Annotated in this window: 19 protein-coding genes; 8 read left to right on the top strand and 11 right to left on the bottom strand. The window is 67.7% G+C overall.

Going from position 1 to position 22029, the window contains the following annotated elements:
- The first annotated feature begins 28 nt into the window (after nt 1–28).
- Both G6N50_RS27700 and nuoN read left to right on the top strand, forming a co-directional pair.
- The gene (locus G6N50_RS27700; RefSeq protein WP_083093012.1) at nt 29–1594 is read left to right on the top strand and encodes an NADH-quinone oxidoreductase subunit M; all 1566 of its coding nucleotides are present in this window, start codon (nt 29–31) and stop codon (nt 1592–1594) included.
- Nucleotides 1594–3183 (top strand): NADH-quinone oxidoreductase subunit NuoN, encoded by a 1590-nt coding sequence (gene nuoN / locus G6N50_RS27695; RefSeq protein ID WP_083093014.1) that lies wholly within the window; start codon nt 1594–1596, stop codon nt 3181–3183. The genes G6N50_RS27700 and nuoN overlap by 1 nt, the downstream gene beginning before the upstream one ends.
- A 21-nt stretch (nt 3184–3204) precedes the next feature.
- Here the strand turns inward: nuoN and G6N50_RS27690 are convergent, their stop codons facing one another.
- From G6N50_RS27690 to G6N50_RS27670, 5 genes are all read right to left on the bottom strand, one after another.
- On the bottom strand, nt 3205–3597 hold the full coding sequence (locus tag G6N50_RS27690) for a hypothetical protein (RefSeq protein ID WP_232069023.1): 393 nt from the start codon (nt 3595–3597) through the stop codon (nt 3205–3207).
- A 64-nt stretch (nt 3598–3661) separates the two neighbouring features.
- The gene (locus tag G6N50_RS27685) at nt 3662–4921 is read right to left on the bottom strand and encodes a DUF58 domain-containing protein (RefSeq protein ID WP_083093131.1); all 1260 of its coding nucleotides are present in this window, start codon (nt 4919–4921) and stop codon (nt 3662–3664) included.
- Nucleotides 4922–4928: 7 nt separating this feature from the next.
- Nucleotides 4929–5906: an AAA family ATPase gene (locus G6N50_RS27680; RefSeq protein WP_083093018.1), complete on the bottom strand. Its 978-nt coding sequence runs from the start codon at nt 5904–5906 to the stop codon at nt 4929–4931.
- A 19-nt stretch (nt 5907–5925) separates the two neighbouring features.
- The gene (locus G6N50_RS27675; RefSeq protein WP_083093020.1) at nt 5926–6408 is read right to left on the bottom strand and encodes a hypothetical protein; all 483 of its coding nucleotides are present in this window, start codon (nt 6406–6408) and stop codon (nt 5926–5928) included.
- Complete coding sequence (locus G6N50_RS27670) at nt 6405–7343, bottom strand: DUF4129 domain-containing protein (RefSeq protein WP_163650912.1); 939 nt, start codon at nt 7341–7343, stop codon at nt 6405–6407. Before G6N50_RS27670 ends, G6N50_RS27675 begins: the two co-directional genes overlap by 4 nt.
- A gap of 196 nt (nt 7344–7539) precedes the next feature.
- On the opposite strand from G6N50_RS27670, the gene G6N50_RS27665 reads away from it, so the two are divergent.
- Complete coding sequence (locus tag G6N50_RS27665; RefSeq protein ID WP_083093024.1) at nt 7540–8919, top strand: HNH endonuclease signature motif containing protein; 1380 nt, start codon at nt 7540–7542, stop codon at nt 8917–8919.
- On the opposite strand, the gene G6N50_RS27660 is transcribed toward G6N50_RS27665, so the two are convergent.
- Complete coding sequence (locus tag G6N50_RS27660; RefSeq protein WP_083093025.1) at nt 8916–9851, bottom strand: SDR family NAD(P)-dependent oxidoreductase; 936 nt, start codon at nt 9849–9851, stop codon at nt 8916–8918. The two genes, G6N50_RS27665 and G6N50_RS27660, sit on opposite strands and share 4 nt — an antisense overlap.
- Nucleotides 9848–10450 carry a TetR/AcrR family transcriptional regulator gene (locus tag G6N50_RS27655; protein ID WP_083093027.1) on the bottom strand — a complete coding sequence of 201 codons (603 nt, stop codon included), beginning with the start codon at nt 10448–10450 and terminating at the stop codon, nt 9848–9850. The genes G6N50_RS27660 and G6N50_RS27655 overlap by 4 nt, the downstream gene beginning before the upstream one ends.
- A gap of 46 nt (nt 10451–10496) precedes the next feature.
- Between G6N50_RS27655 and G6N50_RS27650 the strand changes: the two genes are divergently transcribed.
- The 3 genes from G6N50_RS27650 (at nt 10497) to G6N50_RS27640 (ending at nt 14312) form a co-directional block, all read left to right on the top strand.
- Nucleotides 10497–11648, top strand: coding sequence for a phosphotransferase family protein (locus G6N50_RS27650; protein ID WP_083093029.1), 1152 nt, complete (start codon nt 10497–10499; stop codon nt 11646–11648).
- The gene (locus G6N50_RS27645) at nt 11648–12763 is read left to right on the top strand and encodes a hypothetical protein (protein ID WP_083093033.1); all 1116 of its coding nucleotides are present in this window, start codon (nt 11648–11650) and stop codon (nt 12761–12763) included. Before G6N50_RS27650 ends, G6N50_RS27645 begins: the two co-directional genes overlap by 1 nt.
- A 202-nt stretch (nt 12764–12965) precedes the next feature.
- Nucleotides 12966–14312 carry a flavin monoamine oxidase family protein gene (locus tag G6N50_RS27640; protein ID WP_083093035.1) on the top strand — a complete coding sequence of 449 codons (1347 nt, stop codon included), beginning with the start codon at nt 12966–12968 and terminating at the stop codon, nt 14310–14312.
- Here the strand turns inward: G6N50_RS27640 and G6N50_RS27635 are convergent.
- Nucleotides 14307–15272, bottom strand: coding sequence for an alpha/beta fold hydrolase (locus G6N50_RS27635; protein WP_083093036.1), 966 nt, complete (start codon nt 15270–15272; stop codon nt 14307–14309). The two genes, G6N50_RS27640 and G6N50_RS27635, sit on opposite strands and share 6 nt — an antisense overlap.
- A 119-nt stretch (nt 15273–15391) precedes the next feature.
- Here G6N50_RS27635 and G6N50_RS27630 point away from each other — a divergent pair, with 119 nt between their 5' ends.
- A complete protein-coding gene (locus G6N50_RS27630) occupies nt 15392–16777 on the top strand; it encodes a flavin monoamine oxidase family protein (protein WP_083093038.1) in 1386 nt (461 codons plus the stop codon).
- 18 nt (nt 16778–16795) lie between these two features.
- On the opposite strand, the gene G6N50_RS27625 is transcribed toward G6N50_RS27630, so the two are convergent.
- Nucleotides 16796–17884, bottom strand: a complete 1089-nt coding sequence (locus tag G6N50_RS27625; protein ID WP_083093040.1) for a helix-turn-helix transcriptional regulator — start codon at nt 17882–17884, stop codon at nt 16796–16798.
- Nucleotides 17885–17918: 34 nt separating this feature from the next.
- Entirely contained in the window at nt 17919–19085 is a 1167-nt protein-coding gene (locus G6N50_RS27620; RefSeq protein ID WP_083093041.1) for a glycosyltransferase, read from the bottom strand.
- A 180-nt stretch (nt 19086–19265) separates the two neighbouring features.
- On the opposite strand from G6N50_RS27620, the gene G6N50_RS27615 reads away from it, so the two are divergent.
- Nucleotides 19266–20177 (top strand): chemotaxis protein CheB, encoded by a 912-nt coding sequence (locus G6N50_RS27615; RefSeq protein WP_083093043.1) that lies wholly within the window; start codon nt 19266–19268, stop codon nt 20175–20177.
- Here the strand turns inward: G6N50_RS27615 and G6N50_RS27610 are convergent.
- Nucleotides 20174–22015 carry a CheR family methyltransferase gene (locus G6N50_RS27610; protein WP_083093045.1) on the bottom strand — a complete coding sequence of 614 codons (1842 nt, stop codon included), beginning with the start codon at nt 22013–22015 and terminating at the stop codon, nt 20174–20176. The genes G6N50_RS27615 and G6N50_RS27610 overlap by 4 nt on opposite strands.
- Nucleotides 22016–22029: the final 14 nt, after the last annotated feature.

Raw genomic sequence — 22029 nt, 5'->3', positions numbered from 1 at the left:
AGCGAAGCGATGAGGAGGAGTGGCGCCGATGAACACCGTTCCGTGGCTGAGCATCCTGTGGCTGGTGCCGCTGGCCGGCTCCGTGCTGATCATTCTGATGCCGCCCGGGCTTCGACAGCTCGCCAAGTGGACCGGTCTGGTCTTCGGCGTACTGACCCTGGCGGTGGCCGTCGTCGTCACCGTCGGGTTCAAGACCGGCGGCGCACCTTACCAATTCGTCGAACGCCACCAATGGATCCCGGCGTTCGGCGCCGGCTACACCCTGGGCGTGGACGGCATCGCGGTGGTGCTGGTGCTACTGACCGCGGTGCTGATTCCAGTGCTGCAGGTGGCCGGCTGGAACGATGGGGGCGAACGCAGCCGCGGCGTGCACGCCTACGTCGCCCTGACGCTGGCCATCGAGTCGATGGTGCTGGTCTCGGTGGTCGCGCTGGATGTGTTGCTGTTCTATGTCTTTTTCGAGGCCATGCTAATCCCGATGTACTTCCTGATCGGGGGTTTCGGCGGCGGGCCCGGCAGGTCGCGCGCAGCCGTGAAGTTCCTGCTGTACAACCTGTTCGGCGGGCTGATCATGCTGGCCGCGGTGATCGGGCTGTATGTGGTGACCTCGCAACACGGTTCGGGCACCTTCGACTTCCGCGAGATCGTGGCGGGCGTCGTCTCCGGCCGTTACGGCGCGGATTCCGCGGTGTTCAAGGCGCTGTTCCTGGGCTTCATGTTCGCCTTCGCGATCAAGGCCCCGCTGTGGCCGTTCCACCGCTGGCTGCCCGACGCCGCGGTCGAGGCCACCCCTGCCACCGCAGTGCTGATGATGGCGGTGATGGACAAGGTCGGCACCTTCGGCATGCTGCGTTACTGCCTGCAGCTGTTCCCCGGCGCCTCAACGTATTTCCGCCCCCTGATCGTCGTGCTGGCGGTCATCGGGGTGATCTACGGCGCGATTGTCGCCATCGGCCAGACCGACATCATGCGGCTGATCGCCTATACCTCGATCTCGCACTTCGGATTCATCATCCTGGGCATATTCGTGATGACCAGCCAGGGGCAGAGCGGGTCGACGCTCTACATGCTCAACCACGGGCTGTCCACGGCCGCGGTCTTCCTGATCGCCGGATTCCTGATATCGCGGCACGGTAGCCGGGCGATCGCCGACTACGGTGGCGTGCAGAAGGTGGCGCCCGTCCTGGCCGGCACGTTCCTCGTCTCAGCCATGGCCACGCTGTCGCTGCCCGGCCTGGCGCCGTTCATCAGCGAATTCCTGGTCCTGCTGGGAACTTTCAACCGGTACTGGCTGGCCGCCGGATTCGGGGTCACCGCGCTGGTGCTCTCGGCCGTCTACATGTTGTGGCTCTACCAGCGGGTGATGACCGGGCCGGTGGCCAGCGGCAACGAGAAGATCGGCGATCTGCGGGCGCGCGAATTAATAGTCGTCGCACCGTTGATCGTGCTGCTGCTCGTGCTCGGCATCTACCCGAAGCCCGTGCTCGACATCATCAATCCCGCCGTCGAGAACACCATGACCACCATCGGCCAGCACGACCCCGCGCCGAGCGTGCCCGTGGGCACCCCCCGGATAGCCGAAGGACGGCCATGATGACCCTCCCCACCCCAAGCATCCAGTATTTCCTGCTGTGCCCGACACTCATCGTGTTCGGCGTCGCCGTGGTGGGTGTCCTCGCAGAGGCGTTCCTGCCCCGGCGAATTCGCTACACCGCACAGGTCACGCTCGCCCTTGGCGGTTTGATCGCGGCGTTCGTCGCGGTCATCGCCGTGAGCCGCTCGATTCAAAGCTCCGGGCGCGCCGCGGTTTTGGGTGCGATGGCGATCGACCGGCCGACGCTGTACCTGCAGGGCACCGTGTTGCTGGTCGCGGTGATGGCGGTCATCTTCATCGCCGAACGCACACAAGCCAAGGCGGACAGCAAGGTCTCGGTGGGGGTCGGTGCGGCCGGCGCGGGCGGCCTGGATTCCTTTACCCCGCAGGCATCGGCGGTGCCCGATAGCGATGCCGAGCGGGAGGCGGAGCGGGCCGGCGCCGCCCAGACGGAGCTGTTCCCGCTGGCGCTGCTGTCGGTCGGCGGCATGATGGTCTTTCCCGCCTCCAACGACCTGCTGACCATGTTCGTCGCGCTGGAAGTGCTGTCCCTGCCGCTGTACCTGATGTGCGGCCTGGCCCGTCATCGCCGGCTGCTGTCCCAGGAAGCGGCGATGAAGTACTTTCTGCTGGGCGCGTTTTCGTCGGCATTCTTCCTCTACGGCGTCGCGCTGCTCTACGGCGCGACCGGCACGCTGCTGCTGACCGGCATCCGCGACGCGCTCGCCGCGCGCGGCGACACCTCGATGGCGCTGGTGGGCGTCGCGCTGCTGTCGGTCGGCCTGCTGTTCAAGGTCGGAGCCGTCCCGTTCCACTCGTGGATTCCCGACGTGTACCAGGGCGCACCCACCCCGATCACCGGGTTCATGGCGGCGGCCACCAAGGTCGCGGCTTTCGGTGCGCTGCTTCGGGTTATCTACGTGGCGCTGCCGCCGCTGCACGATCAATGGCGCCCGGTGCTGTGGACCATCTCCATCCTGACTATGGCGGTTGGCACCATCACCGCGGTGAACCAGACCGACGTCAAACGCATGCTGGCGTACTCGTCGGTCGCCCATGTCGGGTTCATCCTCACCGGGGTCATCGCGGACAACCACACGGGCCTGTCCGCCACGCTGTTCTATCTGTTGGCCTACAGCTTCAGCACCGTCGGCGCGTTCGCCATCGTCGGCCTGATCCGCGACGCCGACGGGGTCGAGGACGCTACGCTCTCGCGCTGGGCGGGGCTCGGACAGCGCTCACCCATTGTGGGCGTGATGTTTTCGATGTTCTTGTTGGCCTTCGCCGGCATCCCCCTGACCAGTGGATTCATCAGCAAGCTCGCGGTGTTCAAGGCCGCCGCCCAGGGCGGCGCCGCGCCCCTGGTGATCGTCGGTGTGGTCGCCAGCGGGATCGCCGCCTACTTCTACGTGCGGGTGATCGTGTCGATGTTCTTCACCGAAGCGACCGAGGACACCCCGCACGTCGTGGCCCCGGGAATTTTGAGCAAGGCCGCGATCGCGGTCTGCGCCGCGGTCACCGTCGTGTTGGGCATCTTCCCGCAGCCGCTGCTCGATCTGGCCGACCAGGCCGCCCAGCTGCTGCACTGACTGCGGCCCCCGGATCAGCGGTCAGCTCATGAACGGCCGGATGGCCAGCAGGTAGATCAGCAACGCCCCGAGCGGGGCGACCAACGGCAACCACGGCAGCTGCAGGGGAAACGACGTCGCAACCAGTCCGGCAAACGTAAACCCAACGGCGCCAACCGCGGTCGGCCAGCTGTCCAGCACCACCGGGGCGGACGCGCCGACCGCATGGCGGCATACCAGGTAGGCGGCCGCGCACAAACCGGACAGCGCGACGAACAACAGCGGCGGGTTTGACAGCACGACGATGACCGAAGCAAGCAGCACGGCAAGCGTTGCGGCGCGACGGAACACAGTGCCGACGGCGACCGCGATCAGCGCCGGCACCCACGCGGCGACCGCGGAGCCGTCCCCGCCATCGGCGGCCAGCCCCACCATGAGCAGGCCGAAACCCGTCGCGAACGCGGGTGCCCAGACCCGCGCCAGCGCTCCCGCATCGCCGTCAGCCACGCAACCTCCCCCGCACCCGGCGGCGCCGATCCGGCAGCACACCCATCGACTGCTCCAAACCGCTGTCGCCCGGCCACGACACGATGTCCACACCGGTGGTGGCCATGTCTCGATACATCGCCGAGCGCTGCAGCGCCCACATCCGGTCCACCAGGGGATCCTGTTCGTCTTCGAACGGCGAGCTGTCGAGAATGTCGACGGCCAGCACGACATGGCCGCGTTTGCGCAAATTGATGAGGGCCAAGGCGAATTCGGTGTCAAGCAGGGTGGAGAACGCGATGACGATCGCCCCGGCGGGAACAGCCGCGCGCGGCGCCAGCGTGCCCGTTGTGCTTTCGAATCGGTCACCGGCATCAAGGACCGTGTCGAGCACCCGATAGAACTGGCGCTGCCCGATGTCGGCGCCCAGCCAGCGCGGGTGGTTGCCCCCGAGAGCGACGATGCCGGCCCGGTCACCGTGGCGCAACGCGGTTTGCACCACTTGCGCGGCGCCGCGGACGACGCGTTCGGTGGCCTCGGTCGCCGGACCCGCGGGCTGCCGGTACCCGTCGATCAGCACCACCACATCGGCGGCGCGATCGGTCAATCGCTGCGTCACGTGCAGTTGGCCGCGGCGCGCACTCACCGGCCAATTCACCGCGCGCAGTTGGTCGCCAGGCACATAGGGGCGAATGTCGGCGTATTCCACGCCCGGACCGATGTGGCGGGTCAGGTGCGTGCCCAACCGGTCGAGCAACTCGGTCTGCGGGATGGGCGTCTGCTGCGGCGGCGTCAACGGAAACACAAAGACCTCGGCGGCCCCGGCGGTGGCCGTTCCGCTGAGCAGCCCACCGCGGGCGACGACGTCGATGCGGGCCTCGATGGAATACCGGCCCCAGCGCTGCGCGGTGGCCGTGACCGTTTTCGCCTGCCCCGCATCGGATTCGGCGATCCCGAGTTCCATGCCCGCAATGTCGGGAACCGTGACCTCTACGGCCGACGTCCCGTCTTCCTGCGTCACCCACACCCTGATGTGCGCCTGCTCGTTTTCGAAGCAACGCTGGGCGGCGGGCTCGCCGTGCACGTGGATCGTCGGGACCGGCCGCTGCCAGCTGATCGAGCACAGCACGCCGAGCAGGGGCGCCGCGAACGCGATCAGCTGCCACTGGGCGCCTATCACGGCGGCGGCCAGCGCAAAACCTGCGCAGGTGGCGATGGCTCGTGTCAATTCCGATGCACGCCAGCGGAACTCGACCGCACCACTGAACGTCACGTCGGGATCATCCCGTCTCTCCGGCACTGGCGCCGGTTCGGGGCACCGGTAAGCGGTGCAACAACTCTCCGATGACATCGGCGCCCTGGATCTTCCGCACCCACATTTCCGGGCGCAGGGTGATGCGGTGTGAGACCGCCGCGATTGCGAGCGCCTTCACGTCCTCGGGGATGACGTAGTCGCGGCCGAGCAGCAGTGCGCGGGCGCGGGCCAGCTGCACCAAGTCCAGTTCGGCACGCGGGCTGGCGCCCACCGCGACCTGCGGATGGTGCCGCGTGGCGTTGGCCAGGGAAACGACGTAGTGCAAGACGTCTTCGTGCACGGTCACCTGCTCGACGGATTCACGCATGGCGAGTAGGTCGTGCGCATCCACCACCTGGTTGACCGTCGGTTCGGCCGAACCGCGTTCGAGGCGGCGGCGCAACATCGAGGTCTCGTCTCGTTCGTTGAGATACCGCAATTCCAGCCTGATCGCGAACCGGTCGAGTTGCGCCTCGGGCAGCGGATAGGTGCCCTCGTACTCGATCGGGTTGTCGGTGGCCAGCACGATGAAAGGCTTTGGCAGCTGGTGTGTTTCCCCGTCGATGCTGACTTGGCCCTCGGCCATCGCCTCCAGCAGCGCCGCTTGGGTTTTCGGCGGCGTGCGATTGATCTCGTCGGCCAGCAACAAGTTGGTGAAGATGGGGCCTGGCCGGAACGCGAAGCGGCCGGACTGCATGTCGTAGATCGTCGAGCCGAGCAGGTCCGCGGGCAACAGGTCGGGCGTGAACTGCACCCGGGTGAATTGCAGCCCCAGCGCGGCGGCGAAGGATCTCGCAATCAGTGTCTTGCCCAGACCCGGCAGGTCCTCGATGAGGATGTGACCGCGCGCGAGGACCGTGGTGAGGATAAGCCGAAGCGCGGAGCGTTTTCCCACCACCACGCGTTCTATTTCGTCGAGGATCGCCTCGCAGTGGGCGGTCGTGGTCGCGGCCGGCAGCGTCATGTTCGGATCGCGCCTCCTGTCATATCTGCTCGAGCTTTTGCAGAATCTCCTGCAGCGCCGCCCGGCCCGGCCCGGGTTGGTGGCCGCTGCTGCGTATCACGTTGTTGGGATTGACCCATTCCCACAGTTCCACGCCGAAGAGCATGCGCCCGGTTGCGTGGAAAGCCGCGGGGTCCTTGGATTGCCTTTGGCCAGTTGTCATCTCGTACCGGCGCGCGAGCATCGGGCGCAGGTGCCGGTCCCAGTCGGCCCGGGTGGACTCCGACCACCGGATGGTCGTCTCGGTGGTGGAAAGCCAGCGGCGCAACGAATCCCCGAGCTCATCGGCGGTCGGCTCCCCATCGGCATCGAGCCCGCGCGCCAGGGCATGGCGAAGGCTGAGCAATACGAGAGCCAGCCCAACACCGGAGGCCGCCAACACCCACCGTCGATCATGCTGGCTCAGCGCCAGCAGCTCTATGCCGATGATGAGGCAAATGCCCAGGCTCGCCGTCTTTTTCATACGGAACTCCGCGAACCCAGTTCGTCGAGGACCACCCGAAGGACGCGCACCGCCATGTCGCGGTGACCCTCGTTCATCACGTGGGGGCTAAACCGCGCCTCGGCGAACAGGTTCACCAATTGGACGGCGTTGTCGGCGTGCAGGGCGTGGTGCTCGACCGCGCGGGCGAGAACCTCGGTCGGGGTGTCGAATTCCTGGGGAACGGCGCCGGGAACACGCGCGAGTTCACGTTCCATCGCGGCATAGCAGGCGATGATCGCCTCTCGCGGCTCGCGGCTGAGGTCGGTCATCTCCGCCAGTCCACGTTCGGCCGCCCGCGCCAGTGATTCCGAGCGCGGCGCCGGCGCCGGGGATTCCGCCGGCTCGTCGGTGACGGCGCGAGCCGGCGGACGCCAGCGCCGCCGCGCCGTGGCGACCGTCCCGACGACCAACATCACCACCATGGCGACCGTGCAGGCAAGCAGGATCCCCAGCATGTTCTGCGAGCCGACGCGAGGACGGTGCGGATGCTGCTGCGACGCCGGAGCGGGCGGATGCGTCGACGGCGCCACGCTGCCGCTATCGGGCGGGGCGGGCGCGACGCCGTGGGGCAAGAACCGGGCCAGCAGCAGCATGATCAGCAGCCAGGCGACGATCACGCCGAGCCCGATCAGCAACACGCGCCAGTTCGGTCGACCCTTGCCGGTGCCGAGCATGTCGGACAATCCTGCGGCACTCGGCGCGGGGGCGCGGGGGTCTCGCAACCGCGCGATCACGGCCACCGCGATCAGCGCAAGCGTCACGGCCAGAGCCGCGACCACGAAGGCCAGCGCCGCGCGGCTGCCCGACTCGCTGCGCATGGCGTCGTGGCGAGCGGGGAGGTAGCCGCGCAGGGCGGCCGCGACCACGAGCAGCAGGACGATCAGGGCAACCGCTCGCCCTGTCGGCTTGTCCATACCAGGCATTGGCACACCACTCGATTGGTTGCCTGCCGCCGCTGCGGCACTGACTTTTCTCATACTTGCACGTCAGACCGCCCTAGGGCCAGGATCGGCGTTCCGGCTTGTGCACAGTCGGTGGTTCATCCACATACTGCGCCGTTGCACTTGGAATCGAACGTATGTTCGATACGGTGGACGTGTGAGTCCTCCGATGAACGCCGAACAGGCGCGAGAGCAAATGTGCTCCGCGCTCGACGCCATCGATGCGGCCCACCGGGTCCTGCGTCAGACCTCGTCGGATGCGGTCGGCAACGCCTTCCGGGTCGACGTCGCCGAACGTCTGGAAGCCCAGGACCGGATCAACCGTGGGCTGATGTACCGGGTCTTCGGCGAAATCGCCGACCCGCCGGACGAACCGGGGTGCGCACCCGCGGTGCGCGCCATGTTGTGGGCGCGGCTTCGCATCACGCCCAGGGAAGTCTCGCGCCGCTTCCGGCTCGCGGCCCGTCTGCGGCCGCGCCGCTCGCTGACGGGCGCACCACTGGAACCCGAGCTCCCGGCGCTGGCGGCGGCTGTGTCCGTGGGCACGGTCGGTGAGGACCATATCCGCGCCGTCTGTGCGGCCGTGGATCTGCTGCCCTCCTGCGTCTCCCCCTCCGACGCGGCGGACGCCGAGCGCACGCTGGTGCGGCATGCGACCAGACTCGACGCCGCCGTGGTCACCAAACTGGGCCAGCGGATTGCCGACTATCTCAATCCCGATGGCCTCTTCACCGACGTCGATCGAGCGCGCCGCCGCGGCCTCCACCTGAGCCCGCAAGGGCCCGACGGGATGTCGCGGCTGACCGGCCTGCTGGATCCCGAGGCCCGGGCCTACTTCGAAGCGCTCGAAGCGGCGGTGCGGCCCGGCCGCCATCAACCGGATTGCCCCGACAGCAATCCCGGGGCGCGCGATGACCGCACGCCGGCTCAGCGCTGCCACGACGCCCTCAAGCTCGGCCTCGAAATCGCCGTCGCCTCAGGCGGTCTCGGGGTACACCGCGGTCATCCCGTCACCGTGATCGCCACTACCACGCTGGCCGAACTCGACCGGGCCGCACGCGCCTCGGTCGACCCGTCGACCCCGATGCCCACACCGGCGTCCACCGGCGGCGGTTCGCGCCTGCCGATGCCGGATCTGATCCGGATGGCCGCCAAGGCGATTCATTATCTGGCCGTGTTCGACGAGCACACCGGCCGGCCGTTGTATCTGGGCCGCCAGAAACGCATCGCCACCGCGGATCAACGGATCATCTGCTACGCCCGGGACCGCGGCTGCACCCACCCCAATTGCCTCGAACCCGGATACCACTGCGAAGTCCACCATGCACACGAATGGGCAGACGGTGGCCGGACCGACGCGGACAACCTGTTCTTCGCCTGCGGATCCGACCACGGCGCGGTGGGCAGGGGCGAATGGCGCACCGTGGTGGACGGCAACGGGCGACTCGGGTGGACCGATGGCGACGGGCCTCCCGACGTCAATCACGCACACCACCCCGACGAGCTCTTGCGCGGCGATCCCGACCCGCCTGAAGGAGCGTCGGCCTAGCCCACTGCGAAGGGCCGAAAGCTGCCGTCGAGCACCTGAAGGTGACCGATGGTGCGTCCGGTGACGTTGGCGGGATCGACGAGAGCCAATTCCACCGCTGCGCGGGCGAATTCGTCCTCCGACGCGGTGTCATCGAAGTTGCGGGCATAGTAGGAAAGCCCCGGCGTGAGAATGGGTTTCGACGGCGACAGCGCGTTGACCGCGATGTTGTGGTCGGTGAGATCGAATGCCGCGCACTGGGTCAGGTGCTCGAGCGCGGCCTTGGATCCGCCGTACCCGGGCAACACCCCGCCGCTGCGGTCGGCGTACGGGCCATCACCGGGCAGTCGCGACGCGACCGAGGTGATGTTGATGATCGAGCCGCCGCCCGCCTCGATCATGTCGCGGCACACCAGCTGCATCAGCTCGTAAGCCGCGAAGACCGCGATCTCGAAATGCCGGCGATATGCGTGCAGGGGCGTGCTGACGAAGCCCGGCCAGCCTGGCTTGGCGGCGGCACTCGCCGGCTTGCCGTCGGCACCCGGTGGCTTGGCAGCGGCACTCGCCGCTTTGCCGTCGGCACCCGGTGGCTTGGTGGCTTCGTCACGCGGCTGTGCGCCGGGCGCCGGTGGCCGGCCGGGTGCGGTGAAGGCCGCGTTGTTGACCAGAATCCCTATGGGGCCCAATGCCTCTCGCGACGACTCCACCAGCCGGGCGACCTGATCGCGGTCGGTCAGATCGGCCCGGACCGCCACCGCACGCCCGCCCGCCGCCTCAATGTCCGCGACCGTCTCGCCGATGGTTCCCGGCAACCGGTCATCCCATACCTCTTCGGTGCGTCCGGCGACCGCCACCGCGGCGCCCTCGGCCGCCAGGGCTAGCGCGATCGCCCGGCCCAGGCCGCGGCTTGCGCCGGTGACGATCGCAGCGCGGCCCGCCAGCCGGCCGGTCATCGCCGCACCCCGTGCACGACGATGGCCGTGGTTTGCTCCACCCACGCATCGTCGAGGTCGTCTTCCGGGCGCAGCAGCATTCGCAGCATCGTCGCTCCCCCAATCAATTCGATCAAGCGATCCGGATCCACATCGGGATGGGCCTCGCCCCGGTCGACCGCCTCACGCAGTCGCAGCCGCACCGCGGTGAACAGGTCCGCGAATCGCGACATCACCCGCGCGTTGAGCGCTGGGTCGGCCGTCATGTCGGCAACCAGCCCGGGCAGCGCGGCGCGCACCACCGGGGTGGTGAACACATCACGGGTGGCCTCGATCATCATCCGCATGTCGGCGGCGATGTCCCCGGCCGGCGACTCCAGCGCGGTCGGGGTCGTCGGGAAGGCCGCCTCGTGCACCAGTTCGGCTTTGCTCGACCATCGCCGGTACAGCGCTGATTTGGTGGTTCCGGCGCGCTCCGCGACGGCGGCAAGGCTGATGTTGGAATAGCCCGTTTGGACAAGCAGTTCCGCGGTCGCCGATAGGATCGCCGAATCGATACGCGGATCGCGCGGCCGGCCGGCGCCGGAGGCCTTGTCAAGGCCGGACGGGTCTGCTTTCATAACGCTACCTACAGTATCGTAATTGCCTCAATGAAGGAGGCACCTTATGGCAACAGAACCGGCGGTCGACAACGTCCAACGGCTCCAGCGATCCAGCCGCGACGTCACGACGCTGCCGACGGTGATGTCACGCTGGCTTTCCACCGTACTGCCAGACGCCGCAAAACCCGAGGTGACCGTGGAAAGCGGCGTGGACTCGACCGGCATGTCGTCGGAGACCATCATCCTGACCACCCGCTGGCAACAGGACGGGCGGCCCATCGAGCAGAGGCTGGTGGCGCGGGTGGCGCCCACCGCCGAGGACGTGCAGGTCTTCCCGACCTACCGGCTCGACCACCAATTCGACGTCATCCGGAAAGTGGGCGAGTTGACCGACGTGCCCGTGCCCCGGGTGCGCTGGCTGGAGAACACCGGCGACGTCCTGGGCACACCGTTCTTCGTAATGGACTACGTCGAGGGCGAGGTGCCACCCGACGTCATGCCATATACGTTCGGCGGCAACTGGTTCGCCGACGCGCCCGCCGAGCGGCAGCGCGAACTGCAGGACGCCACCGTCGGCGTGCTGGCCACGCTGCACTCGATTCCGGATGCGCAGAGCACATTTGGCTTCCTCACCGAGGGGCAATCCGGTGACACGGCGCTGCGCAAGCACTTCAACTGGGTGCGATCCTGGTATGACTTCGCGGTACCCGACATCGGGCGATCCCCATTGCTGGAGCGGACCTTCGACTGGCTGAAAGCCAACTGGCCGGTCGAGGCGGCCGCCGCCGAGCCGGTGCTGCTGTGGGGCGACGCCCGGGTCGGCAACGTGTTGTACAACGACTTCCGCCCCGTCGCGGTGCTGGACTGGGAAATGGTGACGCTGGGGCCGCGCGAGCTCGACGTAGCATGGATGATATTCGCGCACATGGTCTTTCAAGAACTCGCGGGCCTGGCGACGCTGCCGGGATTGCCCGGGGTGATGCGCGAGGAGGACGTGCGCGCCACCTACGCGCGACTGACCGGGATCGAAATCGGCGACTTACACTGGTTTTACGTCTACTCGGGCGTGATGTGGGCGTGTGTGTTCATGCGCACCGGCGCGCGGCGGGTGCACTTCGGCGAAACCGAAAAACCCGACGACGTCGAATCGCTGTTCTACCACGCCGGATTGATGCGACGTTTAATCGGCGAGGGCCTTATCGGAGAGGACCAGTAATGCTCGGACCGCTCGACGAGTTCCCGGTACATCAGATTCCCCAGCCGATCGCCTGGCCTGGCCCCTCGGACCGCAACTTCTACGACCGCTCCTATTTCAACGCCCACGACCGCACCGGGAACATCTTCGTGATCAGCGGCATCGGCTACTACCCCAACCTCGGGGTCAAGGATGCATTCCTGCTCATCAGGCGCGGGGATACCCAAACCGCCGTACATGTTTCGGACGCCATCGACTCCGACCGGCTCAACCAGCACGTCAATGGCTACCGCGTCGAGGTGATCGAGCCGTTGCACAAGCTGCGGATCGTGCTCGACGAAACCGAAGGCGTTGCAGCCGATCTCACCTGGAAGGGGCTGTTCGACGTCGTCCAGGAACAGCCGCACGTCCTGCGTTCGGGCACCCGGGTCACGCTGGACGCGCAGCGCTTTGCGCAGCTGGGCAGCTGGAGCGGACACCTCGTCATCGACGGCGAGGAAATCACCGTCGACCCCAACACCTGGCTGGGCAGCCGCGACCGGTCCTGGGGCATTCGTCCGATCGGCGAGGCCGAGCCCGCGGGACGGCCCGCCGACCCGCCTTTCGAGGGCATGTGGTGGCTGTACGTACCCATGGCGTTCGACGACTTCGCGATCGTGCTGATCATCCAGGAGGAGCCCAACGGGTTCCGCTCGCTCAACGACTGCACCCGGATCTGGCGCGACGGCCGCGTCGAGCAGCTGGGCTGGCCGCGAGTCAAGATCCACTACCGCCCCGGCACCCGCATCCCGACCGGCGCGACGATCGACGCCACCACCCCCGACGGGACCCCGGTCCATTTCGACGTCGAGTCCAAACTGCCCGTCCCCATTCACGTCGGTGGCGGCTACGGCGGCGACTCCGACTGGATACACGGCACCTGGAAGGGCGAAAAGTTTGCCGAGCGCCTGACGTACGACATGACCGACCCGGCGATTGTCGGCCGCGCGGGCTTCGGCGTGATCGACCATGTCGGCCGCGCGGTCTGCCGCGACGGCGACGGCGAGCCGGTCGAGGGCTGGGGCCTGTACGAACATGGCGCGCTGGGCCGGCACGACCCGTCCGGGTTCAAGGATTGGTTGACGGTTGCGCCCTAGACATTCAGACGTCGCGCCGTAGCCGGCCGGACTGGTGGCCGGGCTTGTCGAAATCGCGGGGTCACAGCGCAATTAACATAGCGAGTAACATAGCGAGGTCGGCATATGTTTGCCGTCGCCGTGATGCGAAACGCCCAGCGGTTCGCCCGTGAGCTTGCACAATTCGCCGTGAAAACTGTGGAAATGCGGTTCACTAGACCGCGTGCCAAAACCGCCGCGGATCGTCGACGTTGTCGTGGTCGGTGCGGGCTTCGCCGGACTCGCCGCGGCGCGTGAGCTGACACAGCAAGGCCATGACGTGGTGGTCTTCGAGGGCCGTGACCGGGTCGGCGGGCGGTCGCTGACCGGCAGCGTTGCCGGATTGCCGGCCGATCTGGGCGGCACATTCGTCGGGCCGACCCAGGACGCCGTATTGGCGATGGCCGCCGAACTGGACGTCCCGACCACTCCGACACACCACGACGGCAAGAACCTGATCCATTGGCGCGGGTGGACGCACGCGTATCACGGCACCATCCCCAAGCTTTCGCTGACCGGCCTGCTGGACATCGGTCGGCTGCGGTGGCAGTTCGACAGGATCGCCCGCAGCATCCCGTTGGCGACGCCGTGGGATGCCCGTCGCGCGCGCGAACTCGACGGCCTCTCGCTCGGCGGCTGGCTGCGCTCGGTGCGCGCGACCGCGTCCTCGCAGGACCTACTGGCGATCGTGGCCCGGGTGACCTGGGGGTGCGAACCCGATGACGTGTCGATGCTGCACGCCGCCCGCTACGCGCACGCGGCCGGCGGCCTGGACCGACTGCTCGACGTCGAGGACGGCGCCCAACAGGACCGTTTTCCCGGCGGCACGCAACAGATCGCCGAGGCCGCGGCCGCCGAGCTGGGCGACCGGGTGCTGCTCAACGCCCCGGTGTGGCGAATCGAGCGCCACGGCGCGGGCGTCACCGTCACAACCGCCCTCGGCGAGACCGAGGCCGGGTTCGTCATCGTCGCAATCCCGCCGGCCCATCGCGCCTCGATCGAGTTCACTCCCCCGCTGCCGGCCGAGTACGAGCAACTCGCCCAGCATTGGCCGCAGGGCCGGCTCAGCAAGGCGTACGCGGCCTATTCCACGCCCTTCTGGCGGACGAACGGATTCTCCGGCCAGGCCCTGTCCGACAAGGGCCCCGTTTTCATCACCTTCGACGTCAGTCCGCACCCGGACGGTCCCGGCATCCTGATGGGATTCGTCGACGCCCGCGCGTTCGACTCGCTGCCCAGCGATCAGCGCCGCCGCGACGCGTTGCGTTGCTTTGCAACGCTTTTCGGTGACGACGCGCTCAAGCCGCTGGACTATGTCGATCATCGTTGGGGGGTAGAGGAATTCGCGCCCGGCGGCCCCACCGCCGCGGTGCCACCGGGGTCGTGGACCCGGTTCGGGCCGTGGTTGCGCGAACCGGTCGGGCCGATTCACTGGGCCGGCACCGAGACCGCCGACGAGTGGACCGGGTTCCTCGATGGCGCGATCCGCTCCGGGCAGCGCGCGGCCGCCGAAATCACCGCCCTGCTATGAGCTGATCCGGCGGGTGGCCGCGTTGTTGACCGCCATTTCGGCGAGGGCACGCAACTGCCGGTTCACCTCGCGTGGGTGTTCCAGCATCGAGCAGTGTCCGCCGGGCAGTTCGACCAGCCCCACCAGATTGGGTGCGCTGCGCGCGATCCTGCGGGACTGGCTGATCGGGGTCAGCCGGTCGCGTTCGCTGCCGATGACCAACGTCGGCACGGTCAAGCCGTTCAGATCGAGATGCCGAGACCCCAGTGACGCGACCAGCGCCTTCGCGCATCCGGCCCGCCCCGCCGGTGATGTCTTCTCGAAGAGCTCGTAGATGAGCCTGGCGATACTCGGATCGGCGTCTCGCCCGGTGGCCAGCATCGCCACCGCATAGCGGCTCGGGATGCGGGCTGCGCCCGGGACCGGGAGCCCACCGAACGCGTTGATCAGGGCGCGCCCGGCCAGGACGCGGGCCGGTGACAACCCGTACGGCACCGGCAGCAGCTGCACCTTGCGGATCAGATCGCCGGTGGTGGTGTTGATCAGCGCGACGGCGTCCGCGCGCCGCGGCACCTTGTGCCGGTAGCGCTCCGACCACGCGGCGATGGTGATGCCGCCCATCGAGTGGCCTGCCACCACGGCCCGCTCGTGGGGTGCCAGTGTCGCATCTAGCACCGAATCCAGGTCGGAAGCAAGGTGTTTCAGGCTGTAGCCCTTGGCTCGCGGCGCGCCGCTTCGTCCGTGGCCGCGATGATCGAAGGCGATCACCCGGTGGTCGTGGGACAGGTCGGCGATCTGGTACGCCCACGCCCTGATCGCGCAGGTGATGCCGTGCGTCAAGACAATCGGATAACCGTCGGGCGGCCCGAACACCTCCGCGTGCAGCCGGGTGCCATCGGCCGCCCGGACCGTGACGGTCTCACTCGGGGGCAGCTGGTCGGGGAACGGGTCAACCGGGCGGGCCGATCGTCGAGCACTCATCACCGCTCCCCCCTCGAACGCGGCCCCATTGCCGCAGCTAAGGATGGGACGATCCTATCCCTAATTCGGGTGCGCTTTTGGTAAATCCGGCAAACGTTTCTTATGAGACGCTTAGACCCGTGTCTGGGTTGTCGCGACGGGCATTCTTCGCGGCCGCGACCAGCGTGGCCGGCGGTGGGCTGGCGGCCGCCTGCGCGTCGAACCAACCGACCCGCGCGACCGGGCGCGCGTCCGATCAGCCACCGCCGGACACCGCGTCGGTCCTCGTCGTCGGCGCGGGCATGGCGGGCTTGTCCGCCGCCCGCACCCTTGCCGACGCCGGCCGGCCGGTCCGCGTCATCGAAGCCCGCGGCCGCATCGGCGGCAGGGTGTGCACGGACCGCGACTGGGGCGCACCCCTGGAGCTGGGCGCGTCGTGGATTCACGGCACGACGGACAACCCGCTGACCGAGCTGGCCCGGCGGGCGCGGGCGCAGCTGGCCGGCACCGACTATTACGGGTGGGTCGTGCTCGCGGTCGACCCCGCCGTGGCGCCGCTGGACTACCGCAGCGCCACCTGGCGATCGTTCGTCGAACGGGCGCGCGGTCAGGGCGGCGCGGGAAGTCTGGGCGCGGCGGTGCAAGCCGCCGCCGACAGCGCAAGGCTTTCCGCGGCCGATCGCGCCCAGCTGGCGTTCTACCTCACCACCGAGATCGAGGACGAATACGCCGCCGACGTGAACCAGCTGTCGGCCAACAGCTTCGACAAGGGTGACTTCGCCGGGGGCGACCAGGATGTCATCACGAATGGCTATGACGCCCTGCCGAAATTACTCGCCGACGGACTCACCATCGAGCTGAACACTCCGGTCACCGCGATCGTGCAACGCGACGACGCCGTCATCGTGCGCGCGGGTGACAAGTCGCTCCGGGGTCCGGCCGCGATCGTCACCGTTCCCCTCGGCGTGCTGAAATCCGGTGCGATCACCTTTGATCCGCCGCTGCCCGATGGTCACGCCCAGGCTGTGAAGGCCCTGGGCTTCGGGGCGTTGTCCAAGAGCTTCTTCCGCTTCGATCAACGAACGTGGAAGGTAGAGAACGCTTTCTACCAGTACATCGGACCCGAAGGGGGGCTGTGGTCGCAGTGGTTCACCTTGCCGGGCACCGCCGGTCCCATTGCGGTGGCCTTCAACGGCGGCGGGCGAGGGCGATTCGTGGAGTCATGCGCGCCCAAGGATCTGCTGGCCGGCGCGCTGCCGGTCGCCCGCCGGCTCTTCGGCGACAACATCGCGTTGACGGACGTGCGGACGTCGAAATGGACGGTCGACCCGTATGCACTGGGCGCCTACTCGTTTCACTCGCCCGGCTCCGGCCTGGACGACCGGCGCCGGCTACAGGACCCGATCGGCGACCGGCTTTATCTGGCGGGCGAGGCTGTAGGCGTTGACAATCCGTCCACGGTGACCGGCGCGTTGGTCAGCGGTCGCTACGCCGCGAACCAACTGATGCGCAAACTGAATAGTTGACCGGGGCCGGCCTGGCGATCAGGACGGCGAGACCTGTTGCCTCAGTGTGGTGTGCGGGCTTTCGCCGTAGGTCTGCCGATAGAGCACGGCGAACCGTCCGGTGTGCGCGAACCCCCACCGCTGGGCGATTTCGGTGACGGTAGAGGTAGCGGTGGTTGCTGCCACCAGGTCTTGATGCGCGCGGCCGAGCCGGACGCGACGCATGTACTCCGTCGGGGTCGTGTCGAGCTGCCGGCGGAATAAGTACTGGATGGCCCTGGGCGTCAGGTGCACCGCGGCTGCCACGTCGTTGATGCCGATGTCCTCGGTGGTGTGACGGTGGATGAACGACACCGCCTCCTTGAGCGATTCAGGCAACGCAAGGTCGCTGGCCGGGTCGTTCCTGGTCAGGTTGGACGGGTAGCACTCGAGCAGCGCACCGGCCAGCAGGCTGGCCATCCCCGCGGTGATCAGCGGTTGCTGGGCGGTGTCGGCGGCTGCCAACGTCGCCACCACATAGTCCAGCGCTCGATGCCACGCCTGCACCGCGGCCAGGGACCGCGGCCGCCAATTCACGAATTGGGTTCGTTGCGCCAACGACGTGTGCCAGTCCGCGGCGACTTTGTGCAGCACGTCAGCCTCGACGGTCACCACATCGAAACGTGCACCGTTGCAGTTCAATCCGCAGGGCATGCCATGGGCGATGAGAATCGGGAAGTCCGCGGTCGCCACGGGGCCGCCGGCGACACTCAACGATCCCGCCCGGGGCTGGACCACCACGATGGTGTCGGTCGCCGGGATTTCGAGCGTCGCCCGCCCCCGGATCATCACCTCGTCGACCGTCATCGAACCGGCGTCACTGCGCCGGTGTGACACCGCGCAGTGACTGGCAAGACCAGAAATTTGCCAGCCCGGTTGGTAGGCGCCGGCGAAGAATCGCCGCGCGGTCTGCGGATCGACGGAGCGGAACTGCTTGTATTGCACTGTAACCGGACGTACCACAGAATCCGATCCGAGCGCAGGACCGGCCGGGCAGTAGTCGGGCCGCGTCGCCGCGGGCGCCTCGCCGACACGACCGATCCTCAGCTCTTGGCGACTGTCGTCGATCCCGCTCGTTACGGTGGTCATGGCCGACCCAGGGGCGATACCACAGGCGCCCACATCACCGCGCCGCCGTACCTATCGGCGCTCGATCGTGCAACCCGATGCTTCGGTAAGTGTTCAGCGCGTCGTGCGCGATCCGCTGCCACGCGAAGCGCGACTGCGCACGAGTGCGGCCCGCCGCACCCATGCTCTGTCGCTGGAAGCTCTGGGCGAGAAGCGTTCTCAACGCGGCGGCCAAGCCGGCCGGATTCTCCGGCGGAACTACCAGCCCGGTGATGTCGTCGAGTACGACGTCGGCCAGCACACCCACGTTCGCCACGACCACGACCACCCCACTGGACATTGCCTGCAATACGGCGCCGGCCCGCGGTGGTTGTCGAGGCGTGAACGCCATAACGTCGGCAGACCGGATCAACTTCGGCAGTTCATCATCGGTGACCGTGCCGTCAAAGCGGACGCGATCGGCCACACCCAGCTCCGCAGCGAGATGTCGTAACCGGGCTCGCGCTTCGTCGTGGTCTTGGTTCGTGGCATCATTCTCCGCAACCACCAGCTCCGCACCATGCACCTTGGGTAAAGCGCGGATCGCAATATCGATGCCGTTGCACCACAACGGATTTGGAGTCACGTACAAAATCCGCTGCGGGCCGTTGCGCGATGCCGTCGGACCGGTCGGTGTGTAGCGTTCGGCGTCCACACCGCACGTCAAGGCGGACACTCGTGTCCGGCGGCGACGCAGTCGGGCCAGCGCGTCGACGTCGTCGCTGCTCTCGCCGGTCACCCAGCTCGCGCTGCGGGCCAGCAGCGACTCGAGGCGTTCGCGTTCGGTCTCGTGTTCGGCGCCGGCATGGCCCCGCGATGTAGCGGCCAGCCCGTGGAACGTCTGCACGACGGGGATGCGCCGACGGCGAGCGGCCAATTGCGCGGCCAACCCGCCCAGCCAGCCGTAAGCGTGCACCACGTCGGGTTGCTCGGTTGACCACATCCGGTCGAGTTTCGCGGCCCACTCCCCCACATATGGCAGGACGTCAGCCCACGATGCGGCCTTCCGCGGGCCGACGGGGATCGACACGCGCCGGTAGCCATCAATGGCTGTCTCGGTACGCCGCCCGCCAGCCCGTCGAAGATACACCGTTGCGTCATGTCCCTGGTCCGCCAGCGCGGCACCCAACCGCTCCGGATCCTCGCTTCTGACGTCATCGCCGCTGACAATTGCAATTTTCACTGCAATTCCCTCCGCGCGCCATTCGTCCGTCCACCAATACGAGACGGCATACCCTCGCCGCTACGGGCGAAACGGGCATGGGGGCACCTTCGCATGCCGGCCCGGCATTCGCCTGGCGGACCCTCGACGAGCTGCCCAAACGTGGTGGTGCGGTGGGTCGCCAGGGTGGAGACTGGAGGAATGGCGACTGACGGGCACGGGCCGGGCGTTCAGTTGGTGGCCCTGCTGGCGTCGGCGGGTGGCCTGGAGGCCCTGTCGACCGTGTTGCGGGATCTGCCCCCGGACTTTCCGGCCGCAGTCGTCGTGCAGCAGCACCTGGGCGGTCATTACAGCCTGCTTCCCGCCATTCTGAGCAGGCAGACGGGACGCTCGGTCGCTTGGGCGCAGGACGGAAGCGTGCTGGCATCCGGACAGGTCGTCGTATGTCCCCCCGGGATGCTGCTGCAACTGACTTCGGAGGGACGCTGTCGCCTGCACCAGGCCCCGGCGCATCGGGCGCAGGTGTTCGACGGGCTGTTGGCTTCCATCGCCAGCTCGTACGGGCCAAAAAGCGTTGCCGTGGTGCTTTCGGGTTCCGGGCACGACGGCGCGGCGGGCACCGCCGCGATGAAGCGGGCCGGCGCCGTCGTCATCGCCGAAAGCCCGGAGACCGCCCAATACTCGTCGATGCCGATCGCGGCCGCCCGCGCCGGCGCCGATCTGGTGTTGCGAATCGACGAGATCGGCGCCGTCCTGGCGGGCATTGTCGCAGGGGCGCCACTCCCCGAGCCGCGGGAGTCGCTGGCACCCGTTCCGACGGGCGACGGTGATGCCGCCGTCGCTGCGTCCGACATGTTCGGCCAGCTGTCGCCGAAATATCGGACCAACAGCGCCGAGGCGCGGGGCGAACTCGCCCGCCTGCGTGGGGCCGAACTCGAACGCCGGCGCCAGGAGCTGAGCGTGGGATTCGGCGCCACGCGAGAGACGGTGGCGGCGGCACAACGCAAAGCCGAGGAGTCGCGCTACCGCGCGCAACTGGCGCATCAGGCGGCCGAGGAAGCATCCACGCGGCGAGACCGGCACGTCTCGCGCCGCGAGACCGCCGGCGACTAATCCACGACGTCCAGCAGCAGCAGCGCCCCGGCCACCGTCCCCTCACTCGAACGGAACGACGTGCACCTGATCCGCACCCGGGCTGGGCGGCCTCGCCGGTTGACAGCGTCCACCGTCACTTCACCGGAGCTTTCGGGGTCGACGAAGGCGTTGCCGATCAATGGCCGCACGCCGTCCAGCGGCAGGCCGATGTCCAATGCGGTCAGGCGCGACCCGGTCGTTTCGTCGGCCCGCAGCCCCCAGAGCTCTTCGCAACGCCGGTTCCACAGGATCACCTTCATCTCCCGGTCGACCACCATCAGGCCCATGTCGATCGAGTCGGTCAGCGAGTCCAGGAAGTTCTTCGCGTCGTCCAGTTCCATGCTGCGATCGCGCAGCATGTCATTGATGGTGTGCAGTTCATCGTTGGTGGAATGCAGCTCCTCGTTCATGGTTTCGAGTTCTTCGTTGGTGGACTGCAGTTCCTCATTCGTGGTCTCGAGCTCCTCCACCGTGGATTGCAGTTCTTCGTTGGTGGTTTCGAGTTCTTCGTTCGTGGATTGCAGCTCTTCGTAGGCCGCCTCCAGCTGGCGGTTGGTCTGGACGACCTTGTCCAGCAGCGCGCGCGTCGCGGTGACGTCGAAGAAGACGATCGACACGCCGAGCAGACCGTTCTCGGCGTCGACGAGCGGGTTCACGTGGATCTCGAACCACACCGTCTCGGCACCCGGCCGCTGCCATTTGACGTCCTGGATCCGCGCGGAGCGCCGCTCCACCTTGGCCTGCTCCAGGTAGGCGCGCAGCTCGACGGGGCGGTAGGAGATCTCGAGATCGCGCAGCAGCCGGCCGATGTCGCGCACCGAGAGCCCGAAGATGCTCTCCGCCTGCTGGTTGATCATCGCGACGGTGTCCTCGCCGGACACCACGATCTGCGCCACCGGGCTGGCCCGGAAAGCCAGATCGCGCACCGTCGTCAGGCCGGGCAGGTCGGCGTGGCGTTCGTAGAACACGCTATTCGGGTCGTAGCGATCCACGCCGCCGTGGGACCCGGCCGCCTTGCGGAAGATTCGGTGTTTGAGGTTCAGCGGCGTGAACCGGTCGCCGTGGCTCACCAGCATCTCGGCGTGACCGAGGAACAGGATCCCCTGTGGCGCAAGCGCAAAATGCAGGCGCGCCAACACGCTTCGCTGCGTCTCCGCGTTGAGGTACATCAGGGTGTTGCGGCATACCAGCAGATCGACGCGCGAGATCGGCGCGTCCTTGACCAGGTCGTTGCGGCCGAAGATCACCGCGCGCCGCAGGTCTTTGTGAAAACTGTAGCGGCCGTTGACCTGTTCGAAGTAGCGCGCCAACAGGTCCGGCGGTACGGATTCGACCGCCTTGGCATCGTAGGTGGCGCCGCGCGCCTCGGTGAGCGCGTCCTCGTCGACATCAGTGGCGTAGATCTTGACCCGCTGCCGGAACCCGTCGAAGCCCAGCGCCTCGGCCAGCAGCATGGCCAGCGTGTAGGCCTCCTGCCCCGAGGCGCAGCCGGCGCTCCACACCCGGATCGGATCGTCGGGCCCACGCTCGGCCAGCAGCCGCGGAATGACCTCGGTCCTGACGAAATCCCAGGCGTCCGGGTCGCGGAAGAATGAGGTGACGTTGATCAGGATGGTGTTGAAGAGTGCGGTGAATTCATCCGAACTGGCCTGCAGGAAGTCGAGGTATTCCTCGAACGTGGCGTAGCCCGCCTGATCCATCCGGTGCCTGACGCGGCGCATCAAGGAGGTGCGCTTGTAACCGGTGAAGTCGAAGCCGCGGGAGTCGCGCATATAGCGCAGCAGCGCCTCGAATGCCTCGTCAGTCGTGACGTCCATGCAAGTCCCATCCG

Source organism: Mycobacterium mantenii (assembly GCF_010731775.1).
Lineage (GTDB): Bacteria > Actinomycetota > Actinomycetes > Mycobacteriales > Mycobacteriaceae > Mycobacterium > Mycobacterium mantenii.
Note: the sequence above shows the minus strand (reverse complement) of the source record. Positions and strands in the feature narration are given on the sequence as shown.

Coding starts and splice junctions, on each gene's coding strand:
- G6N50_RS27700 (WP_083093012.1), top strand. CDS start 29: ATGAACACCGTTCCGTGGCTGAGCATCCTGTGGCTGGTGCCGCTGGCC.
- nuoN (WP_083093014.1), top strand. CDS start 1,594: ATGACCCTCCCCACCCCAAGCATCCAGTATTTCCTGCTGTGCCCGACA.
- G6N50_RS27690 (WP_232069023.1), bottom strand. CDS start 3,597: ATGGTGGGGCTGGCCGCCGATGGCGGGGACGGCTCCGCGGTCGCCGCG.
- G6N50_RS27680 (WP_083093018.1), bottom strand. CDS start 5,906: ATGACGCTGCCGGCCGCGACCACGACCGCCCACTGCGAGGCGATCCTC.
- G6N50_RS27675 (WP_083093020.1), bottom strand. CDS start 6,408: ATGAAAAAGACGGCGAGCCTGGGCATTTGCCTCATCATCGGCATAGAG.
- G6N50_RS27670 (WP_163650912.1), bottom strand. CDS start 7,343: ATGGACAAGCCGACAGGGCGAGCGGTTGCCCTGATCGTCCTGCTGCTC.
- G6N50_RS27665 (WP_083093024.1), top strand. CDS start 7,540: ATGAACGCCGAACAGGCGCGAGAGCAAATGTGCTCCGCGCTCGACGCC.
- G6N50_RS27660 (WP_083093025.1), bottom strand. CDS start 9,851: ATGACCGGCCGGCTGGCGGGCCGCGCTGCGATCGTCACCGGCGCAAGC.
- G6N50_RS27655 (WP_083093027.1), bottom strand. CDS start 10,450: ATGAAAGCAGACCCGTCCGGCCTTGACAAGGCCTCCGGCGCCGGCCGG.
- G6N50_RS27650 (WP_083093029.1), top strand. CDS start 10,497: ATGGCAACAGAACCGGCGGTCGACAACGTCCAACGGCTCCAGCGATCC.
- G6N50_RS27645 (WP_083093033.1), top strand. CDS start 11,648: ATGCTCGGACCGCTCGACGAGTTCCCGGTACATCAGATTCCCCAGCCG.
- G6N50_RS27635 (WP_083093036.1), bottom strand. CDS start 15,272: ATGAGTGCTCGACGATCGGCCCGCCCGGTTGACCCGTTCCCCGACCAG.
- G6N50_RS27625 (WP_083093040.1), bottom strand. CDS start 17,884: ATGACCACCGTAACGAGCGGGATCGACGACAGTCGCCAAGAGCTGAGG.
- G6N50_RS27615 (WP_083093043.1), top strand. CDS start 19,266: ATGGCGACTGACGGGCACGGGCCGGGCGTTCAGTTGGTGGCCCTGCTG.
- G6N50_RS27610 (WP_083093045.1), bottom strand. CDS start 22,015: ATGGACGTCACGACTGACGAGGCATTCGAGGCGCTGCTGCGCTATATG.